Raw genomic sequence first — 17,842 nt, 5'->3', positions numbered from 1 at the left:
GTTGTTCTAGACTTAGGGTTATGTATTTATAAGGTAGATTTTAAATGGCCAACCCTTGCGGACATGAGTGGATTGTATCTATAACACAACAAGAAGAAGAGCCAGGTTTAGATAAAGCGTTGCTAGACGCGATTTCAGAGCTGGCAGAAATTGATGCTTTTGCAATTTACGTTAATAAGCATTTTAATGATGATGTTGCGCCTATATTACTGAACAAAGACTCTCCTTTAGGAGTGTTGGAGAGTCATGAGATAGCATCAATTTTACAAAAGGTTTCAAAAAATAAAATACGCGTAAGTGCGGCCTTTGGCTCCTACACAAGTTACATCCCCATGTATTATTTAGGGCGCGTTATTGGCATGTTGCTGGTGGAGTCGGATCATGAGTTAGCTGAACGTACAACCATGCTCAGCATTCATATTTTAAATGTGTATGCCAACCAACTTGCGCTTATTCATCGCTCACGGTTAGATCCCCTCACAGAGCTTTTAAATCGACAAACCTTTGATACCAAAGTGATGGAGATTGTGTCTGATGATCAATTCTCTCTATCTAATGAAGCACAAAGTTGGTTTTTAGCTATAGTGGATATTGATCATTTCAAACGAGTTAATGATAATTTTGGCCATGTGATTGGCGATGAAGTTATTTTGCTCTTAGCGAGGTTACTTAAAAATAATTTTAAAGTTGATGATTTTGTATTTCGTTATGGCGGTGAAGAATTTGCTGTGCTTTTTTATGCTAAAAGTGACTCTGATGCACTACACATTCTCGAATGCTTTAGAAAAAACGTAGCAGAATACCCTTTCCCTCAAGTGGGTCAGTTAACTGTAAGCATTGGTTATTTAAAACTTACAGAAGTTGATATGGTGGCCTCACTTGTAAATAAAGCGGATTTAGCACTATACCACTCCAAAAATAATGGCCGTGATCAGGTTACTTCGTACCTTGATCTTAACGTCGTTGAAAAAGTTCAAAATGACGATGATGGCATTGAGCTTTTTTAATGCTATTTTAATAGCTGTTATGCTAAAATCCGTGCCCTTAATTTGTTGTCGATAGGGTAGAAAATGAAATTAGTACGTTGGATTTTAGGGTCTTTAATCTTATTTTTTGATTTTATATTTACACCGCGCAGTAAAAAACGTGCGCCTGAGGACCAAGCAAAGCTCGATCAGCAAACCCGTGATTTTAAACTCTACCAATTTAAAGCGTGCCCTTTTTGCGTAAAAGTACGCCGAGCTATTAAGCGCGAAGGCTTAAAAGTAGAAACCCGCGACGCTAAAAACAATGAACAATATCGTCAAGAATTACTAGAGCAGGGTGGTAAAGTTAAGGTTCCTTGCCTACGTATTGAAAAAGATAACCAAGTAACCTGGTTATACGAATCAAACGATATCATTGCCTATTTAGATAAAGTCGCAGCCTAAGGCGTGCGACCACTTCGAAAATTGCCCTTGCTATGCTAGCATCAAGGCAACTTTTATAGTCCTTTTTTAAAGAGAATATACCATGACAATCCGTACTCGTGTTGCTCCGTCACCAACAGGTGACCCGCATCTTGGCACTGCTTATATTGCCTTATTTAATTACTGTTTTGCTAAACAGCAAGGTGGTGAATTTGTACTTCGTATTGAAGATACAGACCAAGTACGCAGCACGCCAGAATCTGAACAGGCGATTATGGATAGCCTACGTTGGTTAGGGCTTGAATGGGATCATGGTCCAGATGTTGGCGGCGAATTTGGCCCATATCGCCAATCAGAGCGCAGCGATTTATATAAGAAATACGCACATCAGCTCGTTGATGAAGGCAAAGCGTTTTACTGTTTTGCAACTAGCGAAGAACTTGATCAAATGCGTGAAGAGCAAATGGCAGAAGGTTTGCGCCCTAAATACGATGGTCGTGGTTTAAAACTAACGAAAGAAGAAGTTGAAGCGAATTTAGCTGCTGGTAAGCCATATGTAATTCGTATGAACATCCCAAGCGAAGGCACATTCAAGTTTAATGATTACTTACGTGATGAGATTGAGATCCCGTGGGAAAACGTAGATATGCAAGTGCTACTAAAAGCCGATGGTTTTCCAACGTACTTCTTAGCCAACGTTGTGGATGATCACCACATGCAAATCAGCCATATTTTTCGTGGCGAAGAGTGGATCAACTCAGCCCCTAAATTATTAAAGTTGTATGAAGATTTTGGTTGGGAAGCACCTGTACTTGGTCACTTACCATTACTGCGCAATCCAGATAAATCAAAGCTATCAAAGCGTAAAAACCCAACCTCTATTAATTACTATAAAGAAATGGGTTACTTGCCAGAAGCGGTACTTAACTATTTAGGTCGCATGGGTTGGTCAATGCCTGATGAGCGTGAAAAGTTCACTCTTGATGAAATGATTGAGCACTTTGACATGAAGCGCGTATCACTGGGCGGCCCAGTATTTGATGTAGATAAACTAAGTTGGTTAAATGGTACATGGATCCGTGAAAACCTCACTGATGCAGAACTTGTTCAACGCTTTGTGGATTGGAAGTTTAACGGCGATATGCTTGCTAAAGTATTACCTGAAGCGAAAACCCGCATTAATACTTTATCGGATATGGTTGATTTAGCTGGTCATTTTGTAGGTGGTATACCGACTTACGATCCCGCATTATTAACGGCAGGTAAAGCGGATGAAAATGTTATTCGCCAAGCGTTACAGTTCTTTATCTGGCAATTAGAAGGCCTACGTAGCTGGGAAAAGCCTGAGATATTTGCTATTGCTAAAGCGGTGGCAACATTCCACGAGCTTAAAATTAAAGACTTTTTAGAGCCAATCTTTGTTGCTATTACTGGAAAGACGTCATCGACATCGGTACTTGATGCAATGGAAATTCTAGGCTCTGATTTATCACGTGCCCGTCTACGTGTTGCACTTACACATTTAGGTGTTTCGAAAAAGCAGGCTAAGAATATAGAACGCGCTTATCGCGAATATCCAAATAGTTAATACATCTATTAACTGGTATTTTAAACCGAGCCCTAGGCTCGGTTTTTTTATAACTTTTTTAATAACTGTAAGACTGACCAGTACATAAGTAAGCTTTTTCACATTCATATTTAGCATATGTCACTGCTTTACATTGCTCAATGGTATAAGCGTTTGCTCCTCGATTTACAGCATCTTGCTTTAATAAAGATTGGGCTTCGGCTTTTAAGTTATTTTTGTTAACAGTCCCTCGGCGACTCTCTTCACAGCTAAGCCCCTCTACCTGACCCATCATCGTTGCACCCATTTCGTTTGCATGTTGGTGGTTTCGAAATTTATATAAATCATGTTTAGCAATTTGATTTGCAATCATCACGTCGTTGATATTGGTAGATACCTTAACGGCACTGCATCCACTGCATAGAAATAGTAGCAAAGTACACAACGTTTTTTTCATTTTATGTCTGCCCTTAGTTTTTATTTAATCCAAAGCATAACAATTATTTAAACTTAATATGTAAAATTTTGTTGATAACGTAGCTGCGTCTCTTTAATTCCTAGTATGTTGAAAAGCTAAAATGATCGCTTTGTATTTTATAAATTTCATTTTTGTTAATGGAATGTACAAAATGCTACACGTTTTAGCGTCACTTTTTATCTTCCTTATGGTTGAATTGTATGTACAAGTGGTGAAATAGATATTCACAAAACTTGAATAAAAATACTAAACAACTATCCAGGGGATACCTATGCAAGTGAAAACCATTTCCATTGCAGTAGCTGCCGCTATCTACAGCGCGAGTGCTGCACATGCTGCCGACATTGAGAGCCAGCACAAAATAAGTAACCAACTAAAAGCACCTAATATAACGTTTGAAGAAATTAAAGCATTTAGCAAAGAGTTTTCACAAGGCGACTCTGATTCTATGCTTCAAAACGATGGTCTTAATGTACAACTCAATAGCCAAGAAAAGAAATTTAAAGAAGAAGGTGTTGATGGTGAAAGTATATATATAGTGCGCTTGAAAGCGAACTCTGTTGCGCTCGAAGCGCGTGATCTAGCGTCACCTCTCGCACGCTCAATGCAAGTACAGGGTATAACAAAAATATTTGAAAAAGGCCGGGCTACTGTGAGTGCTGTCACAGAGTATCAAGCTAAATTATTACATAAACAAAACTCAGTGATGCAAGAAGTAACGGCCGTTACAGGCCGCACAGATATGCGTCGTCAATTTACTAAAGCCCTCAATGGCTTTTCTGTGAAAATGACTGAACGTGAAGCCAGCCGTGTAGCAGAGCTTGGTTCTGTTGCATCTGTAATGCGTTCAAAGAACTATGACTTACTGTCAGATGAAGGTCCGAAGCATATTGGTGCAGATCAAATTTGGGATGGCACAAGTGTACCGAGCGGTATTAAAGGAAAAGGGGAGGGACAAATTGTTGGTATTATCGATACGGGTATCAACTCTGATCATCCTTCATTTTCAGCTATAGGCGGCGATGGCTATCAACATATCAACCCATTTGGAGAAGGCGCATACGTTGGTGACTGTGTTGAAGAGCCAGAAGAGGTTCAATGCAATAGTAAACTCATTGGTGTTCGCTCTTATGATGTGATAACCGATGCCTTTGAGGCAATGATACCTGGTTGGCCTGCCATTGGTGAAGATTATCAAGGTCATGGTTCACATGTCGCATCGACAGCTGCAGGTAACGTTGTTAAGAATGTACCCTATATGCTTCCTAGCTTTGGTGAGAACACAGATGGGACTATCTTAAAAGAAGATTTATTTCCTGAGATTTCAGGGGTTGCTCCTCATGCTAATATTATTTCATATCAAGTGTGTTATCCAAGCAGTGCTGAATACGCAGGGTGTCCTGGTGAAGCTCTGGTTGCTGGTATTGAAGATGCGATTTCAGACGGCGTAGATGTTATCAACTTCTCAATTGGTGGCGCAGACTCAAATGTATGGGCAGATCCTGTACAGCTTGCTTTTCTCGCAGCACGAGAGGCTGGTATTAATGTGGCTGCTGCTGCGGGTAATAGTGGCCAAGCATGTGGTGCTGCGGAATGTTTTGGTTACCTAGATAATTCATCACCTTGGTTGGCTCAGGTTGCAGCAACAACACATGGTCGTTCTATTGCGGTTGAAACCGCGGTTGAATATGCAGGCTTTGCTGATGATACCCTAGGCTCAGAGGTGCCAAGCTGGTCAGAAGCAGGTTTAGTTGGTGGAGCAATTAATAACGAAGAGCTGACTGGTGTTGTTGTTTGGGCTAAGGATTATGCCGATGTAAACGGATTTAAAGATTACAATGGTTATTGCACAGCCGATTACCCAGAAGGAACGTTTGATTATTATAAAGATGGTAGTGAAATCACGGGTGCCAATGATGGTTCAACTAATGTGATTGTAATTTGTCAACGCCATACACCAACTGACCCTAATGCTAATGCACGTACTGCAAAAGTAGATCATGTTAAAGTAGGTGGCGCGGATGGTTTCATTATGTTTAACCGTGATCGTAATCAAGGCACCGTTCCTGAATCATACTCCTTACCTGGCGTCCACTTTAGTTATGATCAATGGAATGGAGTATACCCAGAAGATGCTCTAGAGGATTGGGTTGATAGCTATTCAGAGTTAGGTCACATGATAACGATTAAACCAACCGTTATCGAACGTCGCGTCAATGAAGATGATGCAGATTGGCTTGCTGACTTTTCTTCTCGCGGTCCATCATTTTCAAATGTTGAGGTATTAGCACCTGCAATGGCTGCGCCGGGTGTCAATATATATGCTGCTTATTCTGATGAACATCCGTTCGTAGAGCCGCATGGGCAAGATTATGCTGGTATTAGTGGTACATCTATGGCGTCGCCTCATGTTGCAGGGTCAATGGCATTATTACGTCAAATTCACCCTGAGTGGACTGCAGCCGAAATTCAATCCGCGCTTTCTATGACAGCGGAAAATGTTGTTAAATATCATCGTTTAAATGACAAAAGTGATGTTGTTACGGATGCAAAAATTTATCGCGCTGGAGCCGGCCGAATTAACGTTGCATTGGCTGCTAAAGCGGGTTTTGTGATGAACGAAACTGCGGATAACTTCTTAGCGGCTGACCCTTACAACGGTGGCACTCCACATAAGCTTAATTTACCTAACTTGGTGAACTTTGCATGTGCACCTGAGTGTCAATGGGTTCGTACTATAAAAGCAACAGAAGATGGTACATGGACCGTTAGCCATGAAGATATTGAAAACTGGTCGCTAGATGTCAACTCGCAAACATCACAAAATGGTGTAAATATTGATATCTTCCCGAAAACTTTTTCATTGAAAAAAGGTGAGACACAAACCATTATCGTTAAAGCGTCTATCATGGACACGCAAGAATGGTTCAGTAATTCAGAGGTTGAGCTACATACTAATTTAGTATTCCAAGCGGAGGATGCGGATATTCCAGATGCGCATTGGCCTGTAGCGTTTAAATATGATCGCGGTAACTTACCTTCAATGCTATCGACAACTGCGCATTCTGATATAGGCACGTATGTTGCTAAAGGTATTGTATTACCAAATGTTGAAGCGCCAGTGGCTCGTGTATATGAGCCGGTTAAAGCAGAAATTACTTCTGTAACACTACCAAAAGATGATGATCGGACCTTCCCATGGGATATGAACCGCAACGCTGAAGAAGTTAATGCTGAAGATATTCTAGATGAGTCGACGTTTACTAAATTCGTTAGCGTACCTGCAAACTCAAAACGCTTTATGGCTGAAGTGGTCGATGTTGAGTCTGAGCTGAAAGGGACAACATTAGATGTAGGTAATGCCATTGTTTATGTAGGGAAAGACTATAATAATGATGGTATTGTACAGCCACAAGATGAAATTCTATGTGTTTCTAACCATAGAATTTATAAAAATTTCTGTAATATAAATAACCCAGAAGAAGGTGAATATTGGGTTGTAATATATAACTCTAATAAATCATCTGTAGGGGCTATTGAAGAAACTTTCGAATTAGCAACTGCGGTTGTATCAAATCAAGATGCAACAGGTATGACTGCACGTCTCCCTGCGAGTGATGGTTTAAACAAAGTTGACATGACTGTTGATTGGAATATGGCGTTTGATGCTAATAGTGTTTACTACTCATTATTGGATGTAGGCACATCAGCAGTTAATCCTGGTAATTTAGGTTCTATCCCATTCAAGATTAGTCGTGGCAAAGATGTTGTTCACCTAGATGCGCCAAATACAGGTGCAAAAGTGGGCGATATGATACCTTACACATTCGAAGTGCTAGCTAATAATTCAGGAGTTGATCGTGAATTTTCACTAGAATTAGCGATTCCAGAAGGTCTGGATGTTAAAGCTGAAAATGTTGCAATATCAACAACATCAGAAATCAATATCGAAGTTGTTGATGGCAAGGTTGTTGTAACAGGAATGCAGGCTGATACGCGCGATGTTGAGCCAGACTACATTGTTACGGATAATATTACTGATGAGATGTGTCGCACACCTGACTTTGGTAACTCAAATCCTGGTGGATATGTTGATTTATCTGAGTTTGGTATTGCGCCTTTACTTTCTGGTTTCGATGACAATAACCTTTATAACTCCAGCCGAGGTTATGCTTTACCTATCGCAAGCTTCTATAATGGTGAGTACGATACATTTAGCTTATATAACAACAGTGAATTGACTAATATTCAAAATCAGTACATGGAAATCCGTGGCATGGGGACGGTGAATCCGGGAGGGAGTCGCTACTTTTTCCCTCAACACAAGCCATTTCCTTATGAAACTTTTCCTTATGAGAATATGGGCCCATTATGGCGTGGTTGGGAGTTTTCACCGCAAGGTCTACTACAATCTGTAATGTCAGTAGGGTTGTCCTCAGATGAAGGTATTTCACTAGCAAGTACGACAACAGGCTGGGGAATTGTTGAATGGGATAATGCGTCAGACTATGATGATCCAGTACTAGACCCTACTACGCGAAAGTATAGTTACACAAAACGAGATAACTCATTTGATTTCCAAGTGTTATTTAATGCAAATACACGCTTTGGTGAAGGTGAGCATGAAATTTACTATGCGTACGAAAACATTGATTTTGGAACGACTCGCCCGCACGGTAGTATTGGTTTACAAGGTTTCCGTGGAGCCTTTTTTGAATTCGGTCCGCTTGATAAATATCGGGGTGTCCAAGTAGCCTATAACAACCTAGATGAAGTTATTAGCGATGGTTACGTTGTATGTATGGATTACGTTGGTCCAGAATCATCACAGTTCGAAGTAACGGCATGGGCAGAAGTATTGCCATCAGCGGCAGGTCAAATGCTAAATATTGATGCGAAAGCAGCTATCGCTGGCCTAAATGACATTACAACGACGGCGACACTCAGTGTACCAAGCAACATCACGATTGTAGCGCTTGACGATATGGTAACCACAGAAGAAACAGCAATTAGCTTTGATGTTCACTATATTGATGAAACAAACTCGAAAAATGAAATTTCAGTTATTTCAGACAATGTAAGTTTTGAAGTTGATGGCGATACAGTCACCGTAACACCCAATGAGAATTTCTACGGTGAAACAGAAGTGACGGTGGTTGTTTCTGACATTGAGAACCCATCAGATGCTGCAAGCACGACGTTTATGTTGACTGTAACTGGAGTGAGCGATGCACCTGTTGCAAATGTAGCGAATACAGAGATGGTTATCACAGAAGGCGATACGGTCACACTAGATGCATCAGCGTCAATGGACCCAGATGATGATGAGCTGAGCTACAGCTGGCAAGGTAACGGTGTTATTGCAGATGCAAGCGCAGCGTTAACAACCGTGTCAGGTTTAACTGCGGGTGACCATGTATTTACAGTGACAGTATCAGATGGTGAACTTGAAACATCAGCAACTGTGAATGTGAAAGTAGTTACTGTTGCAGAGCGTTTAGCAATTGATGCTATTTCTAACCAATCAGTTGATGAAGATAACAGCACAGAGATTGCGGTTAACTTTGACAACCAGTTAGGTAAAGAAACTGCTATTACAGCAATGGCTGACAATGCTGAAGTTGAGGTAATGGGTCATGAAACGGGTTCAATGCTAAAACTGACACCAGCAGCAAACTTCAATGGTGAAATTGAAGTAACAGTAATGGTAGCTTATACAGACGAGCCTTCAGCGGTAGCACAAACAACCTTTACACTGACAGTAAACGCAGTGAATGATGCGCCTGTTGTAGAGCTTGCAGAGACTCATTTATATGTACGTGAAGGTCAAGTACCGACACTTAGCGCAACGGCATCAGACCTTGATGGTGATGAACTAACCTATGAGTGGGCAGGTCCAGGTACAATTGCTTCAGCAAATGAAGCAAGTACTAAAGTATCAGGACTTGTTGCGGGTGATTATGTTTACACAGTATCAGTAAGCGACGGTGTAACAACGGTTGAAAAAAGCATGCAGTTATCAGTGACTGAAGCCCCGGTGGTTGATGATGCTGATGATGAAGAAGAGTCTAGTGGTTCGTTAACTTGGTTAACGATACTAATGGCTGGTTTTGCAAGCTTAAGACGCCGTAAAGCTAAGCGAAGCTAAATTTATTCCTAATTGTGTTATGTTACAAAGAGCCTTCGGGCTCTTTTTTTGTTTTTAATTGGCACATACCATGATGAAAAAGCAGCGAAAATTAATATAATAGTTATAACGATGAGTGCTAAGTGAAATCAAATACCTATGTAGCAAAATGTACAAGGTATTTTATATTTTTTGTAATGTGTTAATTTTAGCAAGAAAGGGAGATGGCGAGGGTATTATTGTGTCAGCTAAAAATACATAAACATGGCTTAGCATACTATTTTTGTAATCAAGTGAGGCTTTATATGCTACTAATCATGAGAATACCCCTGAATACCAATATACTATGATTTAAAGGTGAATTAAGTTGATGAAAAAGGTGTTTGGCTTACTGTGTTGCTTGAACATATCAGTTGTGTATGCACAAGTTGACGAACAGCAAACTCAGCTTGTTAAAAAATCGACAATTAATGCCAGCGTGACATTGGGTTATGGAGGGATTGAAAACCCGGTGCTTGATGCAGGTAATATCACATCACCCATTCTTCCAAGTTTTAGTTATTATGGTGATAGTTGGTATTTTGATGACTTTTCAATAGGCTACAGTCTTATTGAAGCACCTAATTATTATATCGATGTATTAGGCAGGTTTAATGATGATGGCTTCTTTTTTGAACTTGATGGTGTTGAACAGCTATTTGCTCTAGGGGCGGTTTCTTCAGGTCCAGGAAGGCCTTCGATTCCTTCGGCTACACCTATCAACTTAACACCCATAGAGAGAGATTTGTCCTATATGGTGGGTGTATCTTCAGCATTTAATCTCTATGATAATATTTGGCTAAGCGGGGCGTTATTACAAGATGCAACGGACGTTCATAACGGTCATGAATTTTTGCTTAATGCTTATAGTGTGTTTGAATTATTTTCAGGCAAGGCGGGCATAGAGATTGGGGCCGTTTATAAAAATAAAGAATTAATAGCGTATTATTACACCGTAGCCGCAGGTGAAAGTAAAAGCAGATTACCTAAGTATGACTTAGAAAGTAATGAGCAATATCATATTAAGTTAACGTATGAATACTCGCTAAATAATAATTTCAGTTTAGACTTGAAGCTTAAACACACTTGGTTGGGTGATAACCTGGCCAACTCCCATATGATAAAGCAAACAGGGTACTTTTCTGGATTTGCAGGAATTACTTATCATTTTTAGGCCATTGTATCGATATTCTTGCGCCGCCACTTGTCGTGTGATTTGTTAAGTTTATTTTACCTCCGTGCCACGTGGCAATCCGGTCTACAATATATAACCCAAGGCCATAGCCACTAGCTAGCACATCACCTTCACCTTGTTTAAATGGCTCAATCAATGCATTAGCATTAAGTGGTAAACCTGGGCCATCATCAGTCACATAAATAGTATAAATACCGTTACTCTTCTGAGTTTTAATTTGTATCGAGTGCTTTGCATATTTGGTCGCATTTATGAGTAGATTTTGCACTGCAATAGCCATAAAGCTATGTTCGCACCATGCGTCAATTATTTGAAAGTCTACTTTAAATTCTAACTCTTTGTAGAGTTTGAATTTGTGTATCTCAGTATTTATGAGCGATGCTAGATTGACTTTCTTTTGATTAAACACTGTTTGTTGATGTTCGAGCCGTGCAAAAGAAAGGTATTGCTCGAGTCGTACTTCGATTTCGTCGATATCATGTTCTATCTGACTATTTTCATCAGGTTCTAGTTCTGAAATTGAAAGAGCAAAACGCATTCTAGAAAGGGGCGTTCGGATCTCATGGGATATGATCCGTGATAAATCACTGTGTAATAAAATAAAGCTCTCTATACGCTCTGACATTTCTGTAAACGTCCCTGCAAGTGGCGCAATTGAAGAATTACTTTTGATTGGTAGGATGATTTTTTCTGGCTTTTTACTGAAACATTTTGCTGCATTTTGAAGTAGACTTAAATCTCTAAAAACGGGTCTTATAAACAATAAAATAATGCCGCCAAGTAATAAGTAAAAAGCCATAAATACAACCCAGTCTGTTGGCGGGGTGCGCATCAGTTCAACCGGACCCACTCTGTATATTTGTTTATTAAACCCTTTTAAGTAAACAAAAGATTGGCTTTCAAGAGTAACACTGAGGATCCCTTCATTTTCAAAATTAGTTTGTAGCTCTGGCGATAAAATAAGCTCTGAGGCGTTTACTTTTTTCACTCTCGTATCTTTTTCGTCAATTAATTTCCTAAACTCGTTAACACTAAGCTGAAGGCTAGGAGTTTGCGCTGAGAAAAAATAATTGTACATTTGGCCAAATGATAATACTAAAGCCGTTAAGCTAACCGTTATTATCATGTATAACTTTAAAAACTGTTGGTTCATGACTTAGTAATATCCAAACTATAGCCTTTTCCTCTGACAGACTTAATATCTAAAGATGCTTCTTTATCGGAAAATAGTTCTTTTAGTTTTTTCCTTAATCGACTAATTTTTAAATCAATCGCTCTATCTAGGCCGTCATACTCTCTCCCTATTACTTGTTTAAACAATAACTCTCGCGATACTGTTTGAGGTGCATTGTTTGCTAAAAATGAAATAATCTCAAATTCACTTTCGTTTAGGCCTAACCAAGTATTAAGAAACTTTGCATCACGTTTGTTAGTGTCTACAGATAAGTCTTGCTGTAGTTCATCTGGGATTATACGTTGATTAATAATGTTTTTAATTTTGGCTAAGAGTAATTCAGGCTTAATTGGCTTAACTAAATAATCATAAGCACCTAGCTCTAACCCTTTTATTTGTGATTGAACAGAATCCAGCGCGGTTAAAAAAATAACAGGGCAGTTGTGGTTGTTTTTTAGCTGCTCTATCAGTGCAAACCCATTTCCATCAGGTAGCATAACATCACAAATGATCAGTGTAGGTAAAAAGGTACATTCATGAGCATAGTAGGTTTGTACTGTATTGAATAAATCAACGGTGTAACCTTGCTTTAAAAGGAATTTATGTATCAGTTTTGCCAGTTTGAGATCATCTTCAATAACAAATATATGATGCATTACAGACTCCAGCCAAAGCGGCGTTTTATACGATAATCACTTACTTTATAGTTAGCGATGGATAGTTGTTGTTCTTTAACCACTACATTTTCTAAGGGATCAATAAGTTGAACCATAATGGAGTGTGTCGTTTTTAATTTAAAATGTTCATTAATAAGCCCTGGAGAGTTGTAGCACTGGGTATAATGAGGGCGGTTCGTTATTTCTAAGCATAGCTCTTTAAAAGGCGCGAGCGTAAAATTTACTTGAATATTAAATTCGCAGAACTTGTTTTGTGATTCAATGATGCACACCTTCGGCGAGACATTAAAAAAGGTTTATCAGATGCCTGTGCAAAGCTACTGACACTAAAAAGGCCGCTACATAATAACGTGATCAATAATGTTTTTTTATTGATGTATTTTACATCAATGGCTTTAATGGCTGTGAGGCAAAACAAATTAAACTACCTAAATAATCGCGAGAATGGATGTAGAAAAAATAAACAAGCTCACGTTCCTTTTGTCTAAGTTTTTTTAGTAACATACAGAGTATTTCACTCAGGCTGTTTGTTATTATATTTAGAGTAAAGCGAATGGTCCTTTTAGGTTCTCTATTTTTGACTAATTAAGGGTTACACAAGTAATTATAAAGGTACTAATAAACGACGTAAAATACACCTTCATTTAGATTAAAAACATCTCTACTGCTGTCGTTAGTGTTAACTATTTCTAGTTGATTGTTAACCCTTTGTACAAATTGCTACATTTAATTGTAGGCTATTTATTTAATTGGTTCGTGATTAGTAAAATAGGGTAAGTGATACTTACTTTTTTAAGTTGATTTATCTTCATCTTTTAGCTTTATTAAACCAAGCATTTATTTTGTTACACAAAATTAAACAGATTCGACCTCTCTCATTATTTTATCTGGTAGTATAGATAAGTTATAAGCAGTTTAAGCAGTGAACAAACAATGTTAAGTCCTTATTATCAGCAACATGCTGACTACATCTCTATTTCTCGTGAACAAGGTTGCCGCTTTGCTAAGTGCGTAGCTGATGATTACAACCCACTTCATGATAAAGACGCAAAACGATTTTGTGTACCTGGAGATTTATTGTTTTCGTTGGTACTAAACAAATACGGTATCAGTGAAAGAATGGAGTTCACTTTTGCTGGCATGGTGGATGAAAACTCAAAACTTGAGTTTCCACAAGGTGCAGATGAATTTGATATCACCAGTGGTGAAAAAGTCATGCTTAAAGTTAAGCGTGAAGGTAAAACAAGCCAATGTGAAACACTGACTAATAGTCTGATAAAAAATTATGTAGAGTTTTCTGGTACTACGTTTCCTCATGTCATAATTCCACTTATGGGCAAGCAAGATGTCATGATAAACCCGGCTAGACCGATGGTTATTTATGAATCAATGTTAATCAACCTCGATACATTGGATATCACGGCACCTACTTTAGAATTTGCTGAACCTGATTTCGAATGCGCAGGTAAGCGCGGTAAAATAACCTTGCGATTTAATTTGCTAGAGAATGGCAAAAAAGTGGGCTCAGGTGAAAAACATATGGTTGTATCAGGCATACGAGAATATTGCCAAACTACAGTTGACGATTTGATTGCCTTTTATAACGAACGTAAAGAAACGCTTAAACCAGTCGCTTAATTCAGCGAGAGTTTAATCACTACTAAGAAGGCGCGTAAGCGCCTTTTTTGTTAAGCGTTTTGCGCGTACAATAATGCTAACATTTGTCATTCCAAGTTTATCTTATGTCTGCTGCAACGTTTACTGATCTTCACCTTGACCCTTTACTACTCAAAAGCCTTGAGTTAACTGAATACAAAAGCCCTACCGCTATTCAGCTACAAACAATCCCACTCATTTTGGCTGGAAACGACGTGATGGGCAGCGCCCAAACAGGCACCGGTAAAACAGCTGCCTTTGTATTACCTCTATTGCACAAATTAATCACTAGCGACAAAAAAGATGAGCAAGGCACCGCGCGAGTTTTAATATTAACGCCAACCCGAGAGCTTGCTCAGCAGGTATTTGCAAGTTTTGAAAAGTATGCACAAGGCTGTGGTATCAAGGGGGCTTTAGCCTATGGTGGTGCAAGTATTAGCCCTCAAGTTAAAGCGATGAAAGAGGCGCAAGTAGTGGTTGCAACCCCAGGGCGGTTACTTGATCACATTATTAAAGGCAGCATTACATTATCAAGCGTAGACTCATTAGTATTTGACGAGGCTGATCGCATGCTCGATATGGGCTTTATTGACGAGATTAAACGTATTTTGCGTCATGTGCCAAGTGACCGCCAGACTTTACTATTTTCAGCCACCTTTGATGATAGCGTGTTTGAACTAAGTAAAAAGTTGCTAAAGGATCCAAAACTTGTAGAAGTCGATAAGCGCAATTCGGCAGCGGTAGAAGTTGAGCAAGTTATTTACGCTGTAGATGAAGACCGTAAGCGAGAGCTAGTCTCCCATATGATTGGTATGAAAAACTGGCGCCAAGTGCTTATTTTTACGCGTACCAAACAGATGGCGGATAAGTTAGCCAAAGAAATGTGTAAAGACGGGCTTAAGACGGAGTCTATCCACGGCGATAAATCACAAGGGGCACGCGACAGAGCGTTGCAAAACTTTAAAGAGGGGACCACTCGTGTGCTTGTTGCAACGGATGTTGCTGCGCGAGGGCTAGACATTGTTTCATTAAAATACGTAATCAACTTTGAGCTTCCTTATATAGCTGAAGATTACGTTCATCGAATTGGTCGAACGGGCCGAGCGGGTGAGCAAGGCCTTGCAATGTCATTAGTAAGCCTTGATGAGCAATGGCTGCTTGAAGAAATCGAAGTCCTATTAGATACCCGCCTAACACCACAATGGCTTGCAGGGTATGAGCCTGACCCAAACAAAAAGCCTAAAGATAATCGTAAAAATACGAATAAATCGCGGAAAGACCGTGATAAAAAACGAATTTTAGGTAAAAAAAGTTCAAACCGCCGCCGATAAGTCTTTTATACTTAGCTTTAAGTAGTCAGCGCGGGTGCACAGTATGTTTAAAACTAATCAGTGGATGTTCTCAGAAAAAGACAGCCATATATCTTTACAGAAGTGGCAGAAAACAGTCGATTTAATGACAGACCTGTTTTCTGCACCGGCGGGTTTCATTGTGCAGTCTGTTGATAAAGGTTATCGGGTAGTTATAGCCAGCGAACAGCAAGAAAACCCGTATGATGCAGGCACTTTTATACCCAATGATGTAAATATATTTTGCAAAAAGGTGGTGACAGATAATAGTGCGCTCTATGAGAAACATGCTAGCAAAGAAACGTATTGGCTTGATAACCCCGAAGTCGTTAAGGATGGTTTTGAATCATACCTTGGTTTGCCGATCCATTGGCCCAATGGTGAGGTATTCGGCACATTATGCGTAATGGATTTTGAACAAACTGATTATCAACGCAATTATTTGGAGCTAATCAAGCAACTAAGAGACATGGTCGAAGATGACTTAGAGATGGTTAATAGTTTCGTGCAAATGCGTGAAATTGCCATGCTAGACCCGTTGACGAATATTTATAACCGCCGTGCATTGAGTTTACTCGCTCAACAAAAGATTAACTTGGCTAGGCGGTTGGGCTTTGATGTGTGTTGCTTGTTCATAGACATTAATGATTTTAAAAAGTTAAACGATCATTTCGGTCATGAAGTGGGTGATAATGCACTTATTACATTGGCTGAAACATTGAGAGTACGTTTAAGAGATGCAGACATTATTGGCCGTTTAGGTGGTGATGAGTTTATCGCGGTGATTCAGATAACCGATAAACAGCTAATAGAGAATGTGCTTAATAAAATACGCGACGGCTATAAAACTGCATTAGCTGATAAAGACTTACCAAATTTGAGTTTAAGTATTGGTTATAGCTTTAGTTCTGGGCAAACAGAACCCTTTGATGTGTTGCTAGATAAAGCAGACCAAGAAATGTATAAAAACAAACAAGCATTTAAACTCTTAAATGAGTGAATAATGCTTGCTTGTTGTTTACTTTAAGCTATTTGCTTTTCGGCCAGATTTAATTCCATTGTTGCTTTTAGCAAACGGTAAAGATTAATTGATGCGTCAATTTCTTCTTTACGGTTTGTTAAACTTTCAATGTTCAGGCCCAATGGCACATCTAAATGAGCACAGCTTTGTAAGATCAAATCTAAGTTTTCACGGCAAATGCGCACTGATTCACTAAGCGGGTTTTGCGAGTCAAGCATGCGCCATTTTGTGGCCTCCGGTACAGAAATCCCTAGCCACTGCATAAAGTCTAGCGTTTTTTCACTGCCACATGGTGTAAATGTCAGAATGATTCGTTGCGGCTTAATACCTTGTGCTTTACAGCTGCGTGCATAGCTGGTGATTAAATCAATCGTGGCTTGGGCATTGTAAACAGCTTGTGAGATGAAAAATTTGCACCCTTGTGCGGTTTTTTCAAGTAGGCGTTCGTGTTCGTTACGTTTACTGGCGTGGCGCTCAGCAATCGTGACGCCACCTAAAAAGAAGTCATCCGACTGTTGCTCTAGCACTTTATAGGCATTTGGTAAGCTTAGCTTGATATCACCTTCAGATGAGGGGCTACCCACCAGCACTAAGTTTTTTAAATCAAACTGTGCTTTGGTTTCATGTAACCATGCTTTAAATTCTTCTTCACCGCGCTGTGCAACACTTTTGTAAGTGATCACGTCTTGATCGGATAAATTACGCAATAAATGGCTGTATTCTCTCGGGTCCACAGTCTGTTTGAATGGAAAAGGGCGCGGCTTATCAGTACGGCTACTTTCATCTTGAATATCATAAATAATCACACCATCGTATTCAATTTCATGCAAACGGCCTAAAAGCTTTTGAGCAATGGTTTCAAGTTGAGCTTTATCTGTACCAATGCGTGGTGGAGTTGTGCCAATTAAATAAACACCTTGATTGGTGTCTTCAATTTTCTCTTGTAATGATAAAGCCATAATCCTCATTCCAGCTGTTTTGTCTATGTTTGATAATATAGCAGCCATTTAGACGTCTAGATAGATTTTTTTGGTGAAAGTTTTTCAATTACTATGAATTATATTCAAGTTGGAAGCGTGGAATAGTGGTGTTTATACACAACTGTTTACATAAATTGTTATGCTGGGGGTCTTATAATTGCTCGCTTTGT

12 protein-coding genes and 1 pseudogene are annotated in these 17,842 nt (G+C 39.4%); 8 read left to right on the top strand and 5 right to left on the bottom strand.

All coding sequences use genetic code 11. The features are described 5' to 3' along the window. Positions 1-44: 44 nt before the first annotated feature. From ACHUE3_RS10485 to gltX, 3 genes are all read left to right on the top strand, one after another. Positions 45-1,007 carry a GGDEF domain-containing protein gene (locus tag ACHUE3_RS10485; protein WP_394192363.1) on the top strand — a complete coding sequence of 321 codons (963 nt, stop codon included), beginning with the start codon at positions 45-47 and terminating at the stop codon, positions 1,005-1,007. Between the two features lie 63 nt (positions 1,008-1,070). After that, positions 1,071-1,430: a glutathione S-transferase N-terminal domain-containing protein gene (locus ACHUE3_RS10480; protein ID WP_394192362.1), complete on the top strand. Its 360-nt coding sequence runs from the start codon at positions 1,071-1,073 to the stop codon at positions 1,428-1,430. Between the two features lie 82 nt (positions 1,431-1,512). Continuing rightward, positions 1,513-2,997 (top strand): glutamate--tRNA ligase, encoded by a 1,485-nt coding sequence (gltX, locus tag ACHUE3_RS10475; protein ID WP_394192361.1) that lies wholly within the window; start codon positions 1,513-1,515, stop codon positions 2,995-2,997. Positions 2,998-3,055: 58 nt separating this feature from the next. Here the strand turns inward: gltX and ACHUE3_RS10470 are convergent, their stop codons facing one another. Beyond that, positions 3,056-3,433 carry a hypothetical protein gene (locus ACHUE3_RS10470; RefSeq protein WP_394192360.1) on the bottom strand — a complete coding sequence of 126 codons (378 nt, stop codon included), beginning with the start codon at positions 3,431-3,433 and terminating at the stop codon, positions 3,056-3,058. A gap of 292 nt (positions 3,434-3,725) precedes the next feature. On the opposite strand from ACHUE3_RS10470, the gene ACHUE3_RS10465 reads away from it, so the two are divergent. Then, complete coding sequence (locus ACHUE3_RS10465) at positions 3,726-9,602, top strand: S8 family serine peptidase (RefSeq protein WP_394192359.1); 5,877 nt, start codon at positions 3,726-3,728, stop codon at positions 9,600-9,602. A gap of 349 nt (positions 9,603-9,951) precedes the next feature. Then, on the top strand, positions 9,952-10,794 hold the full coding sequence (locus ACHUE3_RS10460) for a MipA/OmpV family protein (RefSeq protein ID WP_394192358.1): 843 nt from the start codon (positions 9,952-9,954) through the stop codon (positions 10,792-10,794). On the opposite strand, the gene ACHUE3_RS10455 is transcribed toward ACHUE3_RS10460, so the two are convergent. The 3 genes and pseudogenes from ACHUE3_RS10455 to ACHUE3_RS10445 all read right to left on the bottom strand — a co-directional run. Continuing rightward, positions 10,778-11,941 (bottom strand): sensor histidine kinase, encoded by a 1,164-nt coding sequence (locus tag ACHUE3_RS10455; protein ID WP_394192357.1) that lies wholly within the window; start codon positions 11,939-11,941, stop codon positions 10,778-10,780. The genes ACHUE3_RS10460 and ACHUE3_RS10455 overlap by 17 nt on opposite strands. Positions 11,942-11,964: 23 nt before the next feature. Continuing rightward, entirely contained in the window at positions 11,965-12,645 is a 681-nt protein-coding gene (locus ACHUE3_RS10450; RefSeq protein WP_394192356.1) for a response regulator transcription factor, read from the bottom strand. Beyond that, positions 12,645-12,944: pseudogene (locus ACHUE3_RS10445) on the bottom strand (DUF3019 domain-containing protein); the annotation flags it as partial. The pseudogene ACHUE3_RS10445 and the gene ACHUE3_RS10450, both read right to left, overlap by 1 nt. 655 nt (positions 12,945-13,599) lie before the next feature. On the opposite strand from ACHUE3_RS10445, the gene ACHUE3_RS10440 reads away from it, so the two are divergent. From ACHUE3_RS10440 to ACHUE3_RS10430, 3 genes are all read left to right on the top strand, one after another. Next, positions 13,600-14,304 carry a DUF3581 domain-containing protein gene (locus ACHUE3_RS10440; RefSeq protein ID WP_394192355.1) on the top strand — a complete coding sequence of 235 codons (705 nt, stop codon included), beginning with the start codon at positions 13,600-13,602 and terminating at the stop codon, positions 14,302-14,304. A gap of 104 nt (positions 14,305-14,408) precedes the next feature. Then, entirely contained in the window at positions 14,409-15,653 is a 1,245-nt protein-coding gene (locus ACHUE3_RS10435) for a DEAD/DEAH box helicase (protein WP_394192354.1), read from the top strand. A 43-nt stretch (positions 15,654-15,696) separates the two neighbouring features. Then, positions 15,697-16,671 (top strand): sensor domain-containing diguanylate cyclase, encoded by a 975-nt coding sequence (locus ACHUE3_RS10430; protein WP_394192353.1) that lies wholly within the window; start codon positions 15,697-15,699, stop codon positions 16,669-16,671. A gap of 23 nt (positions 16,672-16,694) precedes the next feature. Here ACHUE3_RS10430 and ACHUE3_RS10425 read toward each other — a convergent pair whose 3' ends face one another. Beyond that, positions 16,695-17,651, bottom strand: coding sequence for a methylenetetrahydrofolate reductase (locus ACHUE3_RS10425; RefSeq protein WP_394192352.1), 957 nt, complete (start codon positions 17,649-17,651; stop codon positions 16,695-16,697). Positions 17,652-17,842: the final 191 nt, after the last annotated feature.

This window comes from Pseudoalteromonas atlantica, from assembly GCF_043641955.1.
In the GTDB taxonomy this organism is placed as follows: domain Bacteria; phylum Pseudomonadota; class Gammaproteobacteria; order Enterobacterales; family Alteromonadaceae; genus Pseudoalteromonas; species Pseudoalteromonas atlantica_A.
The sequence above is the reverse complement of the archived record's forward strand: the minus strand, read 5'-3'. Positions and strand labels throughout refer to the sequence as shown.